21 protein-coding genes and 1 pseudogene are annotated in these 17,114 nt (G+C 74.5%); 13 read left to right on the top strand and 9 right to left on the bottom strand.

Annotated elements, in window-relative coordinates; all coding sequences use genetic code 11:
- Positions 1–101 precede the first annotated feature (101 nt).
- Positions 102–386: a DUF2516 family protein gene (locus C5508_RS04115; RefSeq protein WP_104523688.1), complete on the top strand. Its 285-nt coding sequence runs from the start codon at positions 102–104 to the stop codon at positions 384–386.
- Between the two features lie 15 nt (positions 387–401).
- Here the strand turns inward: C5508_RS04115 and C5508_RS04110 are convergent, their stop codons facing one another.
- The 3 genes from C5508_RS04110 to C5508_RS20470 are packed head-to-tail and all read right to left on the bottom strand — an operon-like array spanning position 402 to position 2,328.
- Complete coding sequence (locus C5508_RS04110; protein ID WP_104523687.1) at positions 402–596, bottom strand: PspC domain-containing protein; 195 nt, start codon at positions 594–596, stop codon at positions 402–404.
- A gap of 33 nt (positions 597–629) precedes the next feature.
- Positions 630–1,469 carry a spermidine synthase gene (locus C5508_RS04105; RefSeq protein WP_104523686.1) on the bottom strand — a complete coding sequence of 280 codons (840 nt, stop codon included), beginning with the start codon at positions 1,467–1,469 and terminating at the stop codon, positions 630–632.
- A 4-nt stretch (positions 1,470–1,473) separates the two neighbouring features.
- Positions 1,474–2,328, bottom strand: coding sequence for a class I SAM-dependent methyltransferase (locus tag C5508_RS20470; RefSeq protein WP_104523685.1), 855 nt, complete (start codon positions 2,326–2,328; stop codon positions 1,474–1,476).
- Between the two features lie 93 nt (positions 2,329–2,421).
- Between C5508_RS20470 and C5508_RS04095 the strand changes: the two genes are divergently transcribed.
- Positions 2,422–3,429, top strand: coding sequence for a UDP-N-acetylmuramate dehydrogenase (locus tag C5508_RS04095; RefSeq protein ID WP_104523684.1), 1,008 nt, complete (start codon positions 2,422–2,424; stop codon positions 3,427–3,429).
- A 21-nt stretch (positions 3,430–3,450) separates the two neighbouring features.
- Here the strand turns inward: C5508_RS04095 and C5508_RS04090 are convergent, their stop codons facing one another.
- A complete protein-coding gene (locus tag C5508_RS04090; protein ID WP_104523683.1) occupies positions 3,451–3,933 on the bottom strand; it encodes a DUF3995 domain-containing protein in 483 nt (160 codons plus the stop codon).
- Positions 3,934–3,939: 6 nt separating this feature from the next.
- Entirely contained in the window at positions 3,940–4,725 is a 786-nt protein-coding gene (locus C5508_RS04085; RefSeq protein ID WP_104523682.1) for an SDR family oxidoreductase, read from the bottom strand.
- A gap of 85 nt (positions 4,726–4,810) precedes the next feature.
- On the opposite strand from C5508_RS04085, the gene mshA reads away from it, so the two are divergent.
- The 5 genes from mshA (at position 4,811) to C5508_RS04060 (ending at position 10,450) form a co-directional block, all read left to right on the top strand.
- Positions 4,811–6,151, top strand: coding sequence for a D-inositol-3-phosphate glycosyltransferase (mshA, locus tag C5508_RS04080; RefSeq protein ID WP_104523681.1), 1,341 nt, complete (start codon positions 4,811–4,813; stop codon positions 6,149–6,151).
- Positions 6,148–6,678 (top strand): type III secretion system chaperone family protein, encoded by a 531-nt coding sequence (locus C5508_RS04075; RefSeq protein WP_104523680.1) that lies wholly within the window; start codon positions 6,148–6,150, stop codon positions 6,676–6,678. The genes mshA and C5508_RS04075 overlap by 4 nt, the downstream gene beginning before the upstream one ends.
- A complete protein-coding gene (locus C5508_RS04070; RefSeq protein WP_104523679.1) occupies positions 6,675–8,267 on the top strand; it encodes an MFS transporter in 1,593 nt (530 codons plus the stop codon). Before C5508_RS04075 ends, C5508_RS04070 begins: the two co-directional genes overlap by 4 nt.
- Positions 8,268–8,375: 108 nt before the next feature.
- A complete protein-coding gene (locus tag C5508_RS04065; protein ID WP_157943988.1) occupies positions 8,376–9,647 on the top strand; it encodes an aminotransferase class I/II-fold pyridoxal phosphate-dependent enzyme in 1,272 nt (423 codons plus the stop codon).
- A gap of 44 nt (positions 9,648–9,691) precedes the next feature.
- Positions 9,692–10,450: a phosphoglyceromutase gene (locus C5508_RS04060; protein ID WP_232796905.1), complete on the top strand. Its 759-nt coding sequence runs from the start codon at positions 9,692–9,694 to the stop codon at positions 10,448–10,450.
- Between the two features lie 153 nt (positions 10,451–10,603).
- Here the strand turns inward: C5508_RS04060 and phoU are convergent, their stop codons facing one another.
- On the bottom strand, positions 10,604–11,263 hold the full coding sequence (gene phoU / locus C5508_RS04055) for a phosphate signaling complex protein PhoU (RefSeq protein WP_104523676.1): 660 nt from the start codon (positions 11,261–11,263) through the stop codon (positions 10,604–10,606).
- Positions 11,264–11,431: 168 nt separating this feature from the next.
- Here phoU and C5508_RS04050 point away from each other — a divergent pair, with 168 nt between their 5' ends.
- Complete coding sequence (locus C5508_RS04050; RefSeq protein WP_104523675.1) at positions 11,432–12,637, top strand: sensor histidine kinase; 1,206 nt, start codon at positions 11,432–11,434, stop codon at positions 12,635–12,637.
- Positions 12,634–13,320 carry a response regulator transcription factor gene (locus C5508_RS04045; RefSeq protein ID WP_104523674.1) on the top strand — a complete coding sequence of 229 codons (687 nt, stop codon included), beginning with the start codon at positions 12,634–12,636 and terminating at the stop codon, positions 13,318–13,320. Before C5508_RS04050 ends, C5508_RS04045 begins: the two co-directional genes overlap by 4 nt.
- A gap of 4 nt (positions 13,321–13,324) precedes the next feature.
- On the opposite strand, the gene C5508_RS04040 is transcribed toward C5508_RS04045, so the two are convergent.
- On the bottom strand, positions 13,325–13,525 hold the full coding sequence (locus C5508_RS04040; RefSeq protein ID WP_104523673.1) for a DUF3072 domain-containing protein: 201 nt from the start codon (positions 13,523–13,525) through the stop codon (positions 13,325–13,327).
- A 10-nt stretch (positions 13,526–13,535) separates the two neighbouring features.
- Positions 13,536–13,763: a hypothetical protein gene (locus tag C5508_RS04035; RefSeq protein ID WP_104523672.1), complete on the bottom strand. Its 228-nt coding sequence runs from the start codon at positions 13,761–13,763 to the stop codon at positions 13,536–13,538.
- A gap of 81 nt (positions 13,764–13,844) precedes the next feature.
- Here C5508_RS04035 and C5508_RS04030 point away from each other — a divergent pair, with 81 nt between their 5' ends.
- Positions 13,845–14,927 carry a helix-turn-helix domain-containing protein gene (locus tag C5508_RS04030; RefSeq protein WP_104523671.1) on the top strand — a complete coding sequence of 361 codons (1,083 nt, stop codon included), beginning with the start codon at positions 13,845–13,847 and terminating at the stop codon, positions 14,925–14,927.
- Here the strand turns inward: C5508_RS04030 and C5508_RS04025 are convergent.
- Positions 14,820–15,629, bottom strand: a complete 810-nt coding sequence (locus tag C5508_RS04025) for a hypothetical protein (protein WP_232796904.1) — start codon at positions 15,627–15,629, stop codon at positions 14,820–14,822. The two genes, C5508_RS04030 and C5508_RS04025, sit on opposite strands and share 108 nt — an antisense overlap.
- Before the next feature lie 35 nt (positions 15,630–15,664).
- Here C5508_RS04025 and C5508_RS19440 point away from each other — a divergent pair, with 35 nt between their 5' ends.
- The 3 genes and pseudogenes from C5508_RS19440 to C5508_RS19815 form a co-directional block, all read left to right on the top strand.
- Positions 15,665–15,826 carry a hypothetical protein gene (locus C5508_RS19440; protein ID WP_157943987.1) on the top strand — a complete coding sequence of 54 codons (162 nt, stop codon included), beginning with the start codon at positions 15,665–15,667 and terminating at the stop codon, positions 15,824–15,826.
- 18 nt (positions 15,827–15,844) lie between these two features.
- Positions 15,845–16,789, top strand: coding sequence for a Ppx/GppA phosphatase family protein (locus tag C5508_RS04020; protein WP_104523669.1), 945 nt, complete (start codon positions 15,845–15,847; stop codon positions 16,787–16,789).
- A pseudogene (locus C5508_RS19815) lies at positions 16,789–17,114 on the top strand (hypothetical protein); the annotation flags it as partial. The gene C5508_RS04020 and the pseudogene C5508_RS19815, both read left to right, overlap by 1 nt.

Below are 17,114 nucleotides of genomic sequence, written 5' to 3'. Positions count from 1 at the left end.
GCGCTCCGGGGCCCTGTCGCGTCCGGGGCCGGGGGAGGCCCTTCGGGGGAACGGCGGCGTCGGCGCCTGGTCCCAGGGCGGCCCACGGGTAGCCTTGCCACATGGCCGAGTTCGACTGGTTGCTGCTCACCGCCTTGAGCTGGGGCGCTCTGGCGCTGGCCGCCTGGGCCTTCGTGGACGCCCTGACCCGGCCGGCCAACGCGTTCGTCGCCACCGGCAAGCTGACCAAGGCCGGCTGGCTGGGCATCGTCGCGCTGGCCGCGGCGATCATCTGGTTCTTCGGCCTGATGAGCTTCCTCGGGTTGCCGGCCATCATCGCGGCGATCGTCTACCTGGTCGATGTCCGGCCCGCGGTGCGGGGCCTGCCGCGGGGCAACAGCTGGTAGCCGACCCGGCCCGCGTCAGCCCGCGGGGATGAGCAGCCAGAGCAGCGCGTAGGCCACGATCTGCGGCCCGGGCAGCACGCAGGAGATCACGAAGGCCAGGCGGAGTCCGTTCGGAGACATGCCGAACTGGCGGGCGAGGCCGGAGCACACCCCGCCGAGCACCTTGTTGCGGGTGTCGCGACGGAGCCGGTTCGGAGCGGGTGTCGTCATGCGCCCCACCCTACGGACGACGGCGCAGCCCGCTCACCGGCCGAACACGCCCTCGGGCGGTTCGGGGGAGGGCTGCGCCTCGGCGTCGGTCACCGGCGGCACCTTCCCCACGAAGCGGTCGAGGTCCGCGCCGTCCACCACGCGCGAGGGCATGGGATCGCGGGCGCAGGCGCGGGTGAGCGCCGCGATCGGCAGCTCGTCGTCGGAGGCCACCGCCACCAGGTTGCCGAACCGCCGGCCGCGCATCGTCCCGGGCTCGGCCAGCAGGCACACGTGCGCGAAGGCGGTGCGCAGCGTCGCCACCTGGGCGCGGGCGAACCGCAGCGGCGGGCCGTCGGCGACGTTGGCGATGTGCACACCTCCGGGCCGCAGCACCCGGGCCACCTCGGCGGCGAACTCGACGCTGGTGAGGTGCGCCGGCGTGCGCGCCCCGGCGAAGACGTCGGTGACCACGACGTCCGCGCTGGCGGGGTGCATCGACTGCAGTGCCTCCCGGGCGTCCGCGGCGCGCACCCGGATCCGGGCGTTGCGGGGGAGCGGCAGGTACTCGCGGACCAGGTCGGTGAGCGGCTGGTCGATCTCCACCGCCCGCTGGCGCGACCCCGGCCGGGTCACGGCGACGTAGCGGGGGAGGGTGAGCGCGCCGCCCCCCAGGTGGACCACGTCGAGCGGGACGCCGGGCTCGGCGGCGAGGTCCAGCACGTGGCCCATGCGCCGGACGTACTCGAACTCGAGGTGCGCGGGGTCCTCGAGGTCCACGTGCGACTGCGGTGTGCCGTCGAGCATCAGCACCCAGGCGCCGTCGCGGTCGGCGTCCCCGAGGAGTTCGGCGGTGCCGCCGTCGACGGGCGTCGGCCCCGGTGGGATCCGCATCGGCTCAGGCCGGGGCGACGGCCGACCAGCGCACCGTCACCTCGCCGTGGCGCCACCGCCGGCTCGACCCGACAAGCGGCCAGCCCTGCTCGCCGAGCGCCTCCACGGCGGCGACCCAGCGCTGGCGCGGCCCGAACGCCGACATGCCCGCCGCCGCGGCCCAGGCGGCGTCGAAGGCCCGCAGGAACTCGTGCACCGGCTCACCGGGCACGTTGTGGTGGATCAGTGCCTTGGGCAACCGCTCCGCCAGGTCCGACGGCGTCGCGAGGTCCGACACCCGCGCCGCCAGGGTGAGGGTGAGCGGCCCGTCGGCGCCCAGCGCCACCCAGGCCGACCGGCGCCCCCACTCGTCGCAGGTCCCCTCCACGACCAGCCCGCCGGGCGCGAGCGCGCCGCGCATGGTGTCCCAGGCCCGGGCCGCGGACTCCTCGTCGTACTGGCGCAGCACGTTGAACGCCCGCACGATCACCGGCTGCAGGCCGGCGAGCTCGAAGCCCCCGATGCGGAAGTCCACCCGCGGCGGATCGCGGTCGGCGGCCACCGCCCTCACCCGCTCCGGGTCGATCTCCAGGCCCACGACCTCCAGGCGATCGACCTCCGGGCCCAGCCGCTCGACGAGTTCCAGCGTGGTCACCGCCGACGAGCCGTAGCCGAGGTCCACCACGAGGGGGCGGGCCGAGTCGCGCAGCCGCGGGACCTGGGTGGCGAGCAGCCACCGGTCGACCCGGCGCAGGCGGTTGGCGTTCGTGGTGCCGCGGGTGGGCAGGCCCAGGGCCCGGGCGCGACCGGCGGCCAGGCGAGGGGCGCGGCGCTGCGGCTGCGGGGACAACGAGGCCCGCCGCTTGTGTTGGCTCCCCATGGCCTCGTCCCGGGCCCCGCCCCGAGCTTGCGAGGGGTGGGGAGGACGAGGTCCTTCCACGGTGCAGAGGGTAGTCCCGGCTACCGTCGTGCCGTGCAGGTGCGATCCGACGTCCGGCTGGCGGAGCTCACGACCCTCGCCGTCGGCGGTCCCGCCGAGCGGCTGATCGAGGTGGAGACGGCCGACGAGCTGGTGGCCGCCGTCCGGGACGCCGACGAGGCCGGCCGCCCGCTGCTGCTCATCGGCGGCGGCTCCAACCTGATCGCGCCCGACGAGGGCTGGCCCGGCGACGTCGTCGCGGTCCGGTCCCGGGGCATCGTGCGGTCCGGGGACCGGCTGACCGTGCAGGCGGGTGAGGACTGGGACGCCCTGGTCGCGTTCACCGTCGAGGACCGGCTGGCCGGCATGGAGGCGCTCTCGGGCATCCCGGGCTCGACGGGCGCGACGCCGGTGCAGAACGTCGGCGCCTACGGCCAGGAGGTCGCCCAGACGATCACCGCCGTCCGCGTCCTCGACCGGCACGAGAAGGTCGAGCGCACGCTGACGCCGGCCGAGTGCGGGTTCGGCTACCGCGACAGCCGGCTGAAGCGGGAGCCCGGCCGGTTCGTCGTCCTCGAGGTGGAGTTCGCGCTCGACCCGGGTGAGCTGTCGCGGCCGGTCGGCTACGCGGAGCTGGCGCGGACGCTGGGCGTCGAGGTGGGGGAGCGGGCGCCGCTGACCGCCGTCCGGGAGGCCGTGCTCGGCCTGCGCCGCGGCAAGGGCATGGTCTGGGACCCGGCCGACCCCGACTCCCGCAGCGCCGGCTCCTTCTTCACCAACCCGATCGTGCCCGCCGAGCGTGCCGTCGAGGGCTGCCCGAGCTGGCCGGCCGGCGACGGGCTGGTGAAGCTCAGCGCCGCCTGGCTGGTGCAGCACGCCGGCTTCGGGCGCGGAACCCGGGACGGTCGGGTCGGCACGTCGTCGCGGCACAGCCTGGCGCTCACGACCTCCGACGGCGCCACCGCTGCCGAGCTGCTGGCCTTCGCCGACCGGATCATCGCGACCGCTCAGGAGAAGTTCGGTGTGACGCTGGAGCGCGAGCCCACCGCCGTACGCCCCTGAGCCCGGAGCGCCGCGCCCGGCTCACCGCGGGGACGGGCGACCCGGGAGGGCGCGGGTGAACGCCCAGGCGGCGAGGCAGAAGGCAGCCCCGCCGACCGCGAACCAGGGATTCCACAGCAGGATCGACCAGAACCGCTGTCCAGGAGTGATCGCGGCGTTCCCGTCGTACGCCCCGCTGAGCATGAGGACCTGCAGCCCCACTCCGCGGGCGAGCAGCAGCAGTCCGACGGCAGTGCCGCAGACCTGCAGGAGATGTCGCCCTCGCCCGTGCGTGGGTGCGAGCGCGAGCGCGAGGGCCAGCGCCGTTGCGATCAGCAGCAGTGCCGCGACGCCCCAGAGCCCACCGGCGACGAGCCAGCCGGGCCGCTCCTCCGCCAGCTCCTCGCCGGCCGAGGACGTGAGGCCCGCGGAGCCGCCGAGCGCCCAGAACAGGTGCAGGACGGCGAAGAGCGACGCCCACACGGCGGCGACGACGCCCCACCACCGCGACCGGAGCGCGGGCACCGGTCCTCAGCTCTCCCGGGCGACCTTGTGCTGGGCGGCCTGGGCGCGGGGACGGACGACCAGGAGGTCGACGTTCACGTGGTGCGGCCGGGTGAGGGCCCACGCGATGCAGTCGGCGACGTCCTCGGCCACGAGCGGCTCCCGCACACCCCGGTACACGGCGTCGGCCTTTTCCTGGGACCGCAGCCGGTTCAGCGAGAACTCCTCGGTGTGCACCATGCCGGGCGCGACCTCGATGACCCGCAGGGGCTCGCCCACCATCTCGAGCCGCAGCGCACCCACCAGGGCGTGCACGCCGTGCTTCGCCGCCGTGTACGAGCTGCCGTTCTCGTAGGTGACGAGGCCGGCGGTCGAGCTGACGAACAGCACGTCGCCGGCGCCGGAGGCCCGCAGCGCCGGGAGCAGGGCCTTCGTCAGCCGCACGGTGCCGAGCACGTTCACCTCGTAGGTGCGGGCCCAGGAGTCCAGGTCGGCGTCGGCCACCGGGTTCGCGTCGAACGCGCCACCGGCGTTGTTGACCAGCACGTCCACCCGGTCCAGCGCGGCGGCGAACGCGGCGACGGAGCCGGCGTCGGTGATGTCCAGGGGCAGCGCGCGGGCGCCGATCGTGGCCGCCAGCTCGGTGAGCCGGTCGACCCGCCGGGCCGCCACGACGACGTCGAATCCCTCGGCCGCCAGGCGGGTCGCGGTGGCGGCTCCGATGCCGCTCGAGGCGCCGGTGACGACGGCGGTGCGGCCGCGGCCGGGCAGGGCGCGGCCGTCGGACTGGGGGGTCTGCGCGGGGTCGGGCATGCGGGCCATCCTCGCGCTGTTGCAGGATGGACAGGAGACAGGGGTGCGTCGTCCGCACCGGTACAGGCAGAGCGGGAGGTCGTAGGTGCCCGCTCGCCGCACTCCCGGCCCCGGCCTGCCCGCCCGGGTGGCGACGCTCTCGGTGCACACCAGCCCGCTGGACCAGCCCGGCGCCGGCGACGCGGGCGGCATGAACGTCTACATCGTCGAGGTCTCCCGGCGCCTGGCCGCGCGCGGCATCGCCGTCGACGTGTTCACCCGCGCCACCTCCAGCGACCTGCCCCCGGTGGTCGAGATGAGCCCCGGGGTGACGGTCCGCCACGTCAGCGCCGGCCCGTTCGAGGGCCTGGGCAAGGAGGAGCTCCCCGCCCAGCTGTGCGCCTTCACCGCCGCGGTGCTGCGCGAGGAGGCCCAGCACGAGCCGGGCTACTACGGCGTCGTGCACTCCCACTACTGGCTCTCGGGCCAGGTCGGCTGGCTGGCCCGCGACCGGTGGAGCGTGCCGCTGATCCACACCGCGCACACCCTGGCCAAGGTCAAGAACGAGGCGCTCGCCGCCGGTGACCGCCCGGAGCCGCGCTCCCGCGTGATCGGTGAGGAGCAGGTGGTCGCCGAGGCCGACCGACTGATCGCCAACACCGACGAGGAGGCGCGCCAGCTGGTCCGGCTCTACGGCGCCGACCCGGCGCGCACGCTCGTGGTCCCACCGGGCGTCGACCTCGACCGCTTCAGCCCGGGCAGCCGCGCCGCGGCACGTCGCGCCGTCGGGGTGCCCGACGACGCGGTCGTGCTCCTGTTCGTGGGCCGGATCCAGCCGCTCAAGGCGCCCGACGTCCTGCTGCACACCGCCGCCCGGATGCTCGCCGACGACCCGGGCCTGCGGTCCCGGCTCCAGGTGCACGTCGTCGGCGCCCCCAGCGGCAGCGGCCTGGATGCCCCGCGCCAGCTGGAGCAGCTCGCCGCCGGTCTCGGGATTCCCGACGTCGTGCGCTTCCACCCGCCGCAGCCCCCGGACCGCCTGGCGCACTTCTACCGGGCCGCCGACGTGACCGTGGTCCCCAGCCACAACGAATCCTTCGGCCTGGTGGCCCTGGAGTCCCAGGCCTGTGGCACCCCGGTGGTCGCTGCCGCCGTGGGGGGGCTGTCGACGGCGGTCCGCGACGGTGTCTCCGGCGTCCTGGTCCCCGGCCACGACCCGGCCGACTACGCGGCCGCGGTCCGGGCCGTGCTCGCCCGCCGGGAACTGCTGGCCGCAGGCGCCCGCCGGCACGCCGGACTCTTCTCCTGGGAGCGCACCGTCGACGCGCTGGTCGAGGCCTACGCCTCGGCGGCCGCCGAGATGGCCGCCGCGCCGCCGCGGCCCGCGCGCGACCGCAGGTCCGGGGGTCCGCTGCGCGCGCTGCCCGGTCTGGAGGTCGCCCGGTGAACCGCTCGGTGCACGACCTCGACGCCGTCATCGACCAGACGCTGCGCGACAGCGAGCTGGTGCACGAGCACCCGGCCCCGGGCACCTGGCTGGTCGAGCTGCCCGGCACCAAGAAGCTGAAGACCGTCTGCGGGCTGATCGTGGGGGAGCACTCGCTGCGGGTGGAGGCATTCGTCTGCCGGCAGCCCGACGAGAACCGCGAGCAGCTGTGGACCTACCTGCTGCAGCACAACGCGCGCATGTACGGCGTCTCCTACTCGATCGACTCGGTCGGCGACGTCTACCTGACCGGCCGGCTCCCGCACGCCGCCGTCACCCCCGAGGAGCTCGACCGCCTGCTCGGCGCGGTGCTGAGCTACGCCGACGACCACTTCAACGCGATGCTGGAGATCGGGTTCGGCACCTCGATCCGCCGCGAGTGGGACTGGCGGGTCAAGCGCGGGGAGTCCCTGCGCAACCTGGAGGCGTTCGCCGCCTTCGCCGACCCCACGCGCCGGCCGGCCGCCGACCCCTCCCGCGGAGCGTGACGGCGACCGGGAAGTCGCAGCCGGGCGCGGTGCCGCCCGGCCTGCAGGAGAGCCCCGGCTACGCCCGCCGCTGGTGGGTGCTGGCCACGATGACGGTCTGCCTCCTCGTGGTGATCATGGGGAACACGATCCTCAACGTCGCCATCCCCACGCTCCAGCGCGAGCTGGGCGCCACCCAGGGCGAGCTCCAGTGGGCAGTGGACGCCTACATCCTCGTGTTCGCCGGCCTGCTGTTCTCGTGGGGCGTCATCGGTGACCGGATCGGCCGCCGCCGGGTCCTGCTCATCGGGTTGAGCATCTTCGGCGCCGGCTCGGTGCTCGCGGCCTTCAGTGACAGCGCGCTGGAGCTCATCGCGTGGCGCGCGGTCATGGGCATCGGCGGGGCGGCGGTCCAGCCGACGACGCTGGCCGTCATCACCAACGTCTTCCCCGCCCGCGAGCGCGGGAGGGCCATCGGCGTCTGGGCCGGCACGGCGGGCATCGCCGTGGCCGGCGGGCCCCTGGCCGGAGGGGCGGTCCTCGAGCACTTCTGGTGGGGCGCGGTCTTCCTCGTCGGTGTGCCCGTCGCCGTCCTGGGCATCGTGGCGGTGAACGCCCTCGTCCCCGAGTCGCGGGACCCCAGCCCCGGCCGGCTCGACATCCCCGGCGTGCTGATCTCGATCGCGGCGCTGGCCGGTCTGGTCTACGGCATCATCCGCGGCGGCGGGGGTGAGGGGTGGACGACGCCGGGCGTGCTGGGTCCGCTGCTGGGCGGCCTGGCGCTCCTCGGGCTGTTCGTGTGGCTGCAGCGACGCTCGGAGCACCCGGCCCTCGACGTGTCGCTGTTCCGCAACCCTGCGTTCTCGGCGGCCGCCGGGGCGCTGGGCCTGAACTTCTTCGCGCTGCTGGGCGCGACGTTCTACCTGGTCTTCTACCTGCAGGGCGTGCGCGGCCTCAGCCCCCTGGAGAGCGGGGCCGCGCTCATCCCGGTGGCGCTCGGCATGGCGGTCATGGCGCCGCTGAGCTCCGGGCTGGCCGAGCGGTTCGGCGCCAAGGCCGTCTGCACGGTCGGCTTCCTGCTGATCGCGCTGTCGTTCGTCGGCGTGCAGCTGCTCGGCCTCACCACACCGGTGTGGGTGCTGCTCGCCGTCCTGTCCGTGCAGGGCATCGGCATGGGCACCGTCATGGCGCCCGCGACCGAGTCGATCATGTCCGTCGTCCCGCGCGAGAAGGCCGGCGCCGGTGCGGCCGTGAACAACTCGGTTCGCCAGGTCGGTGGTGCCCTCGGGGTGGCCATCCTGGGCTCGCTGCTCGCCGGGTCCTACGCCGCGCACCTGGGCAGCTCCGCCGACGCCCTGCCCGCCGAGGTGCGGGAGGAGGCCTCCGAGTCGATCGTGGCGACCCTGGAGGCCGTCCGCCGGGTGCAGGCCGAGGGGGACGCGGACGCGGCGGGAGCAGCCGCCTCGGTGGTCGAGCCGGCGCGCGAGGCGTTCGTCTCGGCCATGCACGTGACCGCCGTCGGCACCGCCGCCGCGACGCTGGTCGCGGCCGTCGTCGTCCTGATCTGGCTACCGGGGCGCCGCGATCGGGTGGTCCCGACCACCCGTTGAGGTGAACGGAGCGCGCAGTGTCGACGCTCCGTGACGTTCTGCACAGGCTTGCTGGGTCACCGCGTGGGGGAGGGGAACTCGCGCGGGGCGGATCGTGGGAGAACAGCTGTGAGCGACGGCCTGGCCGCCACCCGTCCCGACCCGTCCGGAACCTTCCGTGGGCGCCGCGACGCGTTCGCTCCGCTGCTGGAGAATCCGCTGGCCGCCCTGCTGCGCGAGCACAGCGACGCGGGTGCCGCGACCCACGCCGTGCCCACCGGCGGAGCGCCGCTGCCGGTCACCACGTACGCCGACGGCCGCTCGCGGATCAACCTGGGCACCGGCAACTACCTCGGCCTGGCCGGTGATCCGCGGGTCGTCGAGGCGGCCACGGCCGCGCTGCGGAAGTACGGCACCTCCGCCTCGGGCAGCCGGGTCCTCAACGGCACCACCGCGCTGCACCTGGAGCTGGAGGCCGAACTGGCCGACCACTACGGCACCGAGGCGGCGGTCCTCACCTCGTCGGGCGTCAACGCGAACCTCGCGCTGCTGTCCACCGTCTGCGGCCCCGAGGACGCGCTGCTGGTCGACGCCCACGTGCACGCGAGCCTGCACGCGGCCGCCGCGGCCAGCCGGGGGACCGTCGTGCGCTGGCGGCACAACGACCTCGACTCCCTGACCGCCCGGCTGGAGCGGCTCGATGCGCGCGCCGGTGCCGTGGTCGTCGTGGACGGCGTCTACTCGATGACCGGCGAGCTCGCGCCGCTGGACGCGATCGTGCCGCTGTGCGACCGCTACGGCGCCCGGCTCGTCGTCGACGAGGCGCACGGCCTGGGCGTCCTCGGTGCCGGAGGGCGCGGGGCGGGGGAGCAGCTCGGCGTGCTGTCCCGGGTGGACGCGGTCACGGTCGCCCTCAGCAAGTCGCTGGCCAGCGTCGGCGGCGCCGCCATGACCTCACGGGCCGCCGCCGACGGCATCCGCGCCGGTGCCATGCCCTACGTGTTCAGCGCGGCCAACGACCCGGCATCGGTGGCCGCGGCCCTGGCGTCGCTGCGGATCCTGCGCGCCGAGCCCGAGCGGGTGGCGCGCCTCCAGCGCAACGGCGAGCTGCTGCGCACCGCGCTGGCGGAGGCAGGGGCGACGCCGGTTCCCGGCCGCGGCGCGGTTCTCGCCGTCCTCACCGGGAGCGAGGAGGTCACCGCGGGAGCCTGGCGGGCCTGCTTCGACGACGGCGTCTACATCAACGCCGTGGCCTACCCTGCCGTCCCCCGCGGGAAGGGCGTGCTCCGGTTGACCGTCATGGCGACCCACACCGACGACCAGCTGCGGGAGGCCGCTCAGGTCGTGGCCGCGGCGGTGCGCCGGGCGCGCGACGGCGAGCGGGAGATGGCGCTCGCCTGACGGCACTGCTGCCTGCGCGGACGCCGTCGGGCAGGATGATCGCCGTGACGACGTCGACGGGAACGCTGGTGCTGCTCCGCCACGGCGAGAGCGAGTGGAACAAGGCCAACCTCTTCACCGGCTGGGTGGACGTGCCGCTCTCGGAGAAGGGGCGTGCCGAGGCCGCCCGCGGCGGCGAGCTGCTGGCCGAGAACGGCCTGCTCCCCGACGTGCTGCACACCTCGCTGATGAAGCGGGCGATCACCACCGCGGAGCTCGCGCTGGCCGCCGCCGACCGGCAGTGGATCCCGGTCAAGCGCTCGTGGCGGCTCAACGAGCGGCACTACGGCGCCCTGCAGGGCAAGGACAAGGCCGCCACCCTCGCCGAGTACGGCGAGGAGCAGTTCATGATCTGGCGCCGTTCCTACGACACCCCGCCGCCGCCGATCGCGCCCGGCGACGAGTTCTCGCAGGACGCCGACGTGCGCTACGCCTTCCTGCCGCCGGAGGCCCGGCCGGCCACCGAGTGCCTCAAGGACGTCGTCGTCCGGATGCTGCCCTACTGGTACGACGCGATCGTGCCGGACCTGCGTGCCGGGAAGACCGTGCTGGTGGCCGCGCACGGCAACAGCCTCCGTGCCCTGGTGAAGCACCTGGACGGGATGGGCGACGACGAGGTGGTCGGGCTCAACATCCCGACCGGCGTGCCCCTGCGCTACGACCTCGACGCCGACCTGCGGCCCACCAACCCCGGTGGGCAGTACCTCGACCCCGACGCCGCGGCGGCCGCCATCGAGGCTGTCAAGAACCAGGGCAAGCGCTGACGAGGGGCCCGGAGGGCCCCCGAGGAAGCGCTGCAGCCGCCCCCCGCGAGGCGCTGTGCCGAACGGGGCCCGGCGGGTCCCCTGAGGCGCCAGGGAGGGGCTCAGCGCCGCAAGGGGGTACGGCACGTGGCCGGGGTCCGGAGGACGACCGGGTCAGCCGGCCTGCCCGGTGACGTAGCGCTCGCCGGTGACGAGGTAGCAGACCCGGCGGGCGACGCTGACCGCGTGGTCGGCGAAGCGCTCGTAGTAGCGGCCGAGCAGCGTGATGTCGATGGCCGACTCGATGCCGTGCGGCCAGGTGTCGCTGAGCAGCTGGCGGAAGAGCCCGCTGTGGATGCGGTCCATGGCGTCGTCGTCGGTCTCGAGCTCGCGGGCGGCCTCGATGTCGCGCTTGGCGATGACCGTCGCGGTCTTGGTGATGAGCAGCTCCGCCACGTTCCCGGCCTCGAGGAACGCCGGTCGCACCTCCTGGGGCACCGCGTGGTCGGGGAACCGCATGCGCGCCACCTTCGCGATGTGCGCGGCGAGGTCGCCCATCCGCTCCAGGTCGCTCACGATGCGCATCGCCGTCGTGATCGTGCGCAGGTCTCCCGCGACCGGCTGCTGGCGAGCCAGCAGGGTGAAGGTCCGCTGCTCGATGCTCTCGCGGGTCGCGTCGATCGCGTCGTCGCCGGCGATCACCCGGTCGGCCAGCTCGACGTCGGCGTCGAGGAGCGCGGTGGTGGCCGTGCTCATCTGCGAGCCGACCGCGTTCGCCATCTCCACCAGGCAGGCGTTGATGTCGTCGAGTTCCTCGTGGTAGTTGTCGCGCACGGTGGTCCCTCTCGTCGGTGTCCTCGGACGACGCTAGGCGCGGCCGGGAGCGGTTCGGTCGCCGCCAGGTGAACGAGCCCCCATCCCACGGTGAACACTGACCCGTCCGGGCGGTGAACCCTTCCGGGATGACGCGCCCGGAGCCGTTCCACACCTAGCATCTGGCGCGTGAGTCCGCTGGTCGCCCTGGTGGTCGGCCTCCTCCTCGGTGGGGTGGTGGCCGCGACCGTCATCATCCGTTCCCGCCCCGACCTGGGGCGGTTCTCCGGCGACGACCCGGGATCGCCGGCGCCCGAGGCGGCCCTGACCCGGCGCCTGGTCGACCTCATCGACCCGGCGATCGTGTTCGTGGCGACCGACGACTCCGTGCTGCTCGCCAACCCGGCCGCCCGGGCCCTGGGGATCGTGCGCGGCGACCGGCTGCTCGTCCCCGAACTGCTGGCGGTCTCCCACGACGTGCGCCGCGGCGGCAGCTCCCGGGTCGACGTCCGCCTGCCCGGTGACCTGGTGGGTTCCGGGCCCCGCCTCGTCGGCGTGCACGGGGTGCGCCTGGACAGCGGCACGGTCGCCCGCCCGGGACCGGTCGCCCTCGTGCTCCAGGACGTCACCGAGGCGCGTCGCGTCGAGGCTGTGCGCCGCGACTTCGTGGCCAACGTCGGCCACGAGCTCAAGACGCCGGTCGGTGCGCTCGCCCTGCTCGCCGAGGCGATCGAGGGGGCGGCGGACGACCCGGAGGCGGTGCAGCGGTTCGCCGGGCGGATCGCGGTGGAGGCCGACCGTCTCGGCCGGCTGGTGCGCGAGCTGATCGACCTCTCCCGTCTCCAGGGCGGGGAGCCGCTGCCCGAGCTGCGCCCGGTGGACGTCGACCGGGTGCTCGCCGAGGCGGTGGACCGCACCCGCACCGCGGCGCGGGCGAAGAAGCTCGACATCGTCGTCGGCGGGCAGCCGGGCCTCGTGGTGCGCGGCGTGGAGAGCCAGCTGGCCACCGCCGTCACGAACCTGCTGGCCAACGCCGTCGCCTACAGCGCCGGGGAGAGCAGGATCGCCGTCGGGGCCCGGGCCCGCTCGGGTTTCGCGGAGATCGCCGTCACCGACAGCGGGATCGGCATCCCGCGCGCCGACCGGCAGCGCGTCTTCGAGCGCTTCTACCGTGTGGACCAGTCGCGGGCCAGCAGCACCGGTGGCACCGGCCTCGGGCTGGCCATCGTCAAGCACGTCGCCAGCAACCACGGCGGCTCGGTGAGCGTGTGGAGCGAGGAGGGGCTCGGCTCCACGTTCACCCTGCGCATCCCGCTCGCCGGCCCGGTGGACCCTCCGGTCGCCGGACCCCGATCCGCCCCCGCTCCTCAGACCCTGGAGAACGAGCGTTCATGACCCGAGTGCTGGTCGTCGAGGACGAGGAGTCCTTCTCCGACGCGCTGTCCTACATGCTGGGCCGGGAGGGTTTCGACCCGGTCGTCGCCGCGACCGGGCCCGACGCCCTCGCCGAGTTCGACCGCGGCGGAGTCGACATCGTGCTCCTGGACCTCATGCTGCCCGGCCTGTCCGGCACCGAGGTGTGCCGGGCGCTGCGGTCCCGCGGCAACGTGCCGATCATCATGCTGACGGCCAAGGACAGCGAGATCGACAAGGTCGTGGGCCTGGAGCTCGGCGCCGACGACTACGTGACCAAGCCGTACTCGGCCCGCGAGCTGGTCGCCCGCATCCGCGCGGTGCTGCGCCGCCGCGGTGAGACCGCGGAGCCCTCGCCCTCGGACGGCGTGCTCACGGCGGGCCCGGTGCGGATGGACGTCGAGCGGCACGTCGTCGCGGTCGACGGCCAGCAGGTGGCGCTGCCTCTGAAGGAGTTCGACCTGCTGGAGTTCCTGATGCGCAACGCGGGCCGGGTGCTCACCCGATCGCAGCTGATCGACCGCGTGTGGGGATCGGACTACGTGGGTGACACCAAGACCCTCGACGTCCACGTCAAGCGGCTGCGGGCCAAGCTCGAGCCCGACCCCGCCAACCCGACGTACCTGCTGACGGTGCGGGGCCTGGGCTACAAGCTCGAGGCCTGACGGCTCAGTTCTTCAGGTCGTCGATCTTCTGCGAGGCCTCCGCCTTGGTGAGCTGGTCGGGGTCCACGTCCTCGTCGGACTGACGGGCGAGGGTCTCCAGGTAGCTCTTCTGGGCACCGGTGGCCGGTTCGTCGCCGGTGACCCAGTCGGCCGGGTTCTTCTCGGGGGACGCGGCGGGCGCGGTGTTGTCGGTGGATTCGCTCATGTGTTCGAGCCTAGGCCGGGACGGACTGCTCCGCACGGCGAGCGACAGGGCTCGGAGCAGCCGCCCGTGCCGCGCGGGTCGCGTCCCACCGGCGTCCGGTGCGGAACACGTGGACGGTGCCGCAGGCCGGGCAGTCGACGTGCAGCGCGATGTGCGTCGGGTGGTTGGTGACCGATCGGATGCGCCGGTCGGGAACCAGCTCGTCGGTGCGGGTGACGGGGCAGGTGATCAGCAACATGGGTGCAGCCTGGCCCGGGTGCGGTCGGCGGACGAGTGGCAGGACTGACCGCTACCGCCGGTTTTCTGCCATGATGCCGCCATGCCGCTCCCGGACCGTCCCCTGGTCGTCACCGTCGTCCTCGCCGACCGGCTGGTGGCCGCCTTCGGCCTGGGCGTGTGCAACGAGGTCTTCGGCTACGAGCGCACCCGGCTGGGCCTTCCGCGGTTCGACTTCGGGATAGCCGCCGAGGAGCCAGGCGTCCTGCGCACCGACACCGGCATCGGGGTGCTCGTGGAGCACGGGCTGGAGCGGGTGGAGCGATCCGACATCCTGCTGATCACCGCGTGGGAGGACTTCGAGGAGCAGCCCTCACCGCTGCTGCTCGACGCCCTGCGCCGGGCGCACGCCCGCGGCGCCCAGCTGGTCAGCCACTGCACCGGCGTCTTCGTGCTCGCCGCGGCCGGACTGCTGGAGGGCATGCGCGTCACCACCCACTGGAAGTGGGCGGGGGAGCTGGCCGTGCGGTACCCGCAGCTGGAGGTGGACCCGTCGGTGCTCTACGTCGACAACGGCCGGATCATCACCGGTGCCGGCACCGCGGCGGGGGTGGACGCCCTGCTGCATCTGGTCCGCCGCGAGTGGGGGGCGAACGCGGCGAACTCCCTGGCCCGGGAGATGGTCGTGCCGGCGCACCGCGACGGCGGGCAGGCGCAGTTCATCGACGCCCCGGTCGCCGCGTGCGAGGACGACCGGCTGGGCGCGGTGCTGGACTGGGCGCAGAAGCACCTGGCGCAGGACATCTCGGTCGATGTCCTCGCCCGGCGGGCCCTGATGAGCTCGCGCAGCTTCGCCCGGCGGTTCAAGGCCACCACAGGCACCACGCCGCACGCCTGGCTGCTCGGCCAGCGACTGGCGGCGGCCGAGGAGCTGCTGGAGAACAGCGACGCCTCGATCGAGGAGATCGCCCGGCTCGTCGGCTTCGGCACCGCCGCCGGCCTGCGCGAGCAGTTCTCCCGGCGGCGCGGGGTCTCGCCCCGGACCTACCGGCAGACCTTCCGCTCCGGCGCCGCCGTCTCAGCTGCCCGGGCGGCGCCGGTGCAGCTGGACGGGCACCGGCTCGGGGCTGGCCGGATGGGGAGCGATCATCCCCTGGTCGAGGCGGAGCTGGGTCAGCCGGCGTAGCTCGGCGTAGGCCGGCCCGCCGAGCAGTGCGAGGAGCTCGGCGGCGTAGGTGTCCACCAGGGGCTCGGGGGCGACGTGCGCGGTCGGCGAGCCGGTGCACCACCAGTGCAGGTCGTGCCCGCCAGGGCCCCAGCCGCGCCGGTCGAACTCCCCGATGGACGACACCAGCACCCTCGTGCCGTCGGGCCGGTCCACGTGCTCCTGCTCCCGGCGGACCGGCAGCTGCCAGCAGACGTCGGGCTTGGTCGTGAGCGGGTGCACGCCGGTGCGCAGCGCCATCCCGTGCAGCGCGCAGCCGGTGCCACCGGCGAACCCTGGCCGGTTGAGGAACACGCACGCGCCGTCCACGACGCGGGTCCGCAGCGACCGGACGCCGTCGTCGGCGTCGTCGGCGCTGTCCTCCTCGGTCCACTCGCCGCGTCCGAGGGGGGCCAGCTGCCAGTCCTCGTCGCTCAGGTCCGCGACGGCCGCCGTGACGCGCGCCAGGTCGTCCTCGTCGGTGAAGAAGGCGCCGTGGCTGCAGCAGCCGTCGTCCGGCCGCCCCTCGACCACGCCCGCGCAGCCGCGGCCGAAGACGCACGTCCAGGCCGAGGTCAGCCAGGTCAGGTCGGCCCGCACGACGTGCTCGGGGTCGGCCGGGTCGGGGAACTCCACCCACTCCCGGGGGAAGTCCAGCGCGACCTCCTCCGGGGGCTCGTTCACCACCGGTACAGCCTAGGTCTGCCAGCATGCTCCCCGTGGCCACCCCCGTTCGCGCCGTCGGGCAGCACCCGGCCCGGCTGTGCCTGTCCGGTGCCGCCCGTACGCCGAGCCGGCTCCGCCTCGCCGGCCAGGTCCACGAGTCCCACGTCCGCTCCGTCCTGTGGATGACGGTGGCGACCAGCGGCGCGGTCTGCTGACCCGGCAGAATCGCCCCCATGCGACTCGGTGTGCTGGACGTCGGCTCGAACACGGTGCACCTGCTGGTCGTCGACGCACACCGCGGTGCCCACCCGACACCCATGCACGACGACAAGTCGGTGCTGCGGCTGGCCGAGCACGTCGGCCCGGACGAGATGCTGTCCAAGGCGGGGGAGAGGTCGCTGCTCACCGCGGTCCAGGAGGCGCGCCAGCAGGCCGAGAAGCAGGGCTGCGACGAGTTCATGGCCCTGGTGACCTCCGCCATCCGCGACGCGGCCAACGGCCTGGAGGTGCTCGAGCGGGTCCGGGCGCGCACCGGCGTCGAGATGCAGGTGCTCAACGGTGAGGACGAGGCGCGGCTGACCTTCCTCGCCGTCCGCCGCTGGTTCGGCTGGAGCGCCGGGCGGCTGCTGGTCCTCGACATCGGCGGCGGCTCCCTGGAGCTGGCGGCCGGAATCGACGAGGACCCCGAGGTGGCGCTCTCCCTGCCCCTGGGCGCGGGTCGGATGACCCGCCGCTTCCTGCCGTCCGCCCGCGACGGCGGCCGACCCGATCTCGCCGCCCTCGAGGCGCTCGGCGACCACGCCGACGAGCTGCTGGCGCCCGCCGCGGAGAAGATCACGGCCCTCGGGCCACCGGACCTGGTGGTGGCGACCAGCAAGACGTTCCGCACTCTCGCGCGGCTCGCGGGCGCGGCCCCGTCGTCGGCCGGACTGCGTGCCCCGCGGCAGCTCAGCGCGGTCGGCCTGGGCCAGGTGGTGGGGTTCGTGTCGCGGATCGAGTCCTCCGCGCTGGCCGAGCTGCCCGGCGTCTCGGCCGACCGTGCGCACCAGGTTCCCGCTGGAGCGGTTGTCGCTGCCGCAACTCTGCGTGCGCTGGACGTACCGTGCGTGCGGATTGGTCCGTGGGCGTTGCGCGAGGGTGTCATCCTCCGCAGGCTGGACTCGTTGGGAGGGGCGTGATGGCCGAACCGGACTGGAACCCGGACACAGGAGGGCGGTCCCTCGCCGAGATCCTGCGCGAGGCCGGCGTCGAGTCCGCGGCCCGGCAGCAGGCCCGCCGACGCCGCCTGGACGACGACGACGACACCGGCATCCGGCAGCGACGGGCGAGCGACGCGGCCGCCGCCGAGCGCGCGGGCTTCAGCCGGCGGCGCAGCGACGTCGAGCCGACCCCGCCCCCGGCGCGGACGGCTGCGGGACGCCGGGCTTCCGGTCGGGGCGGAGACCGGGGATGGCCGCGGTGGACGGACCCGCGGTCACGCGCGGGGCCGGGCGTGACCGCGGG

Source organism: Blastococcus atacamensis, assembly GCF_002938425.1.
Classification (GTDB): Bacteria; Actinomycetota; Actinomycetes; order Mycobacteriales; family Geodermatophilaceae; genus Blastococcus; species Blastococcus atacamensis.
Note: the sequence above shows the minus strand (reverse complement) of the source record. Positions and strands in the feature narration are given on the sequence as shown.

Coding starts and splice junctions, on each gene's coding strand:
- C5508_RS04115 (WP_104523688.1), top strand. CDS start 102: ATGGCCGAGTTCGACTGGTTGCTGCTCACCGCCTTGAGCTGGGGCGCT.
- C5508_RS04110 (WP_104523687.1), bottom strand. CDS start 596: ATGACGACACCCGCTCCGAACCGGCTCCGTCGCGACACCCGCAACAAG.
- C5508_RS04105 (WP_104523686.1), bottom strand. CDS start 1,469: ATGCGGATCCCACCGGGGCCGACGCCCGTCGACGGCGGCACCGCCGAA.
- C5508_RS20470 (WP_104523685.1), bottom strand. CDS start 2,328: ATGGGGAGCCAACACAAGCGGCGGGCCTCGTTGTCCCCGCAGCCGCAG.
- C5508_RS04085 (WP_104523682.1), bottom strand. CDS start 4,725: ATGCCCGACCCCGCGCAGACCCCCCAGTCCGACGGCCGCGCCCTGCCC.
- C5508_RS04045 (WP_104523674.1), top strand. CDS start 12,634: ATGACCCGAGTGCTGGTCGTCGAGGACGAGGAGTCCTTCTCCGACGCG.
- C5508_RS04040 (WP_104523673.1), bottom strand. CDS start 13,525: ATGAGCGAATCCACCGACAACACCGCGCCCGCCGCGTCCCCCGAGAAG.
- C5508_RS04035 (WP_104523672.1), bottom strand. CDS start 13,763: ATGTTGCTGATCACCTGCCCCGTCACCCGCACCGACGAGCTGGTTCCC.
- C5508_RS04030 (WP_104523671.1), top strand. CDS start 13,845: ATGCCGCTCCCGGACCGTCCCCTGGTCGTCACCGTCGTCCTCGCCGAC.
- C5508_RS04020 (WP_104523669.1), top strand. CDS start 15,845: ATGCGACTCGGTGTGCTGGACGTCGGCTCGAACACGGTGCACCTGCTG.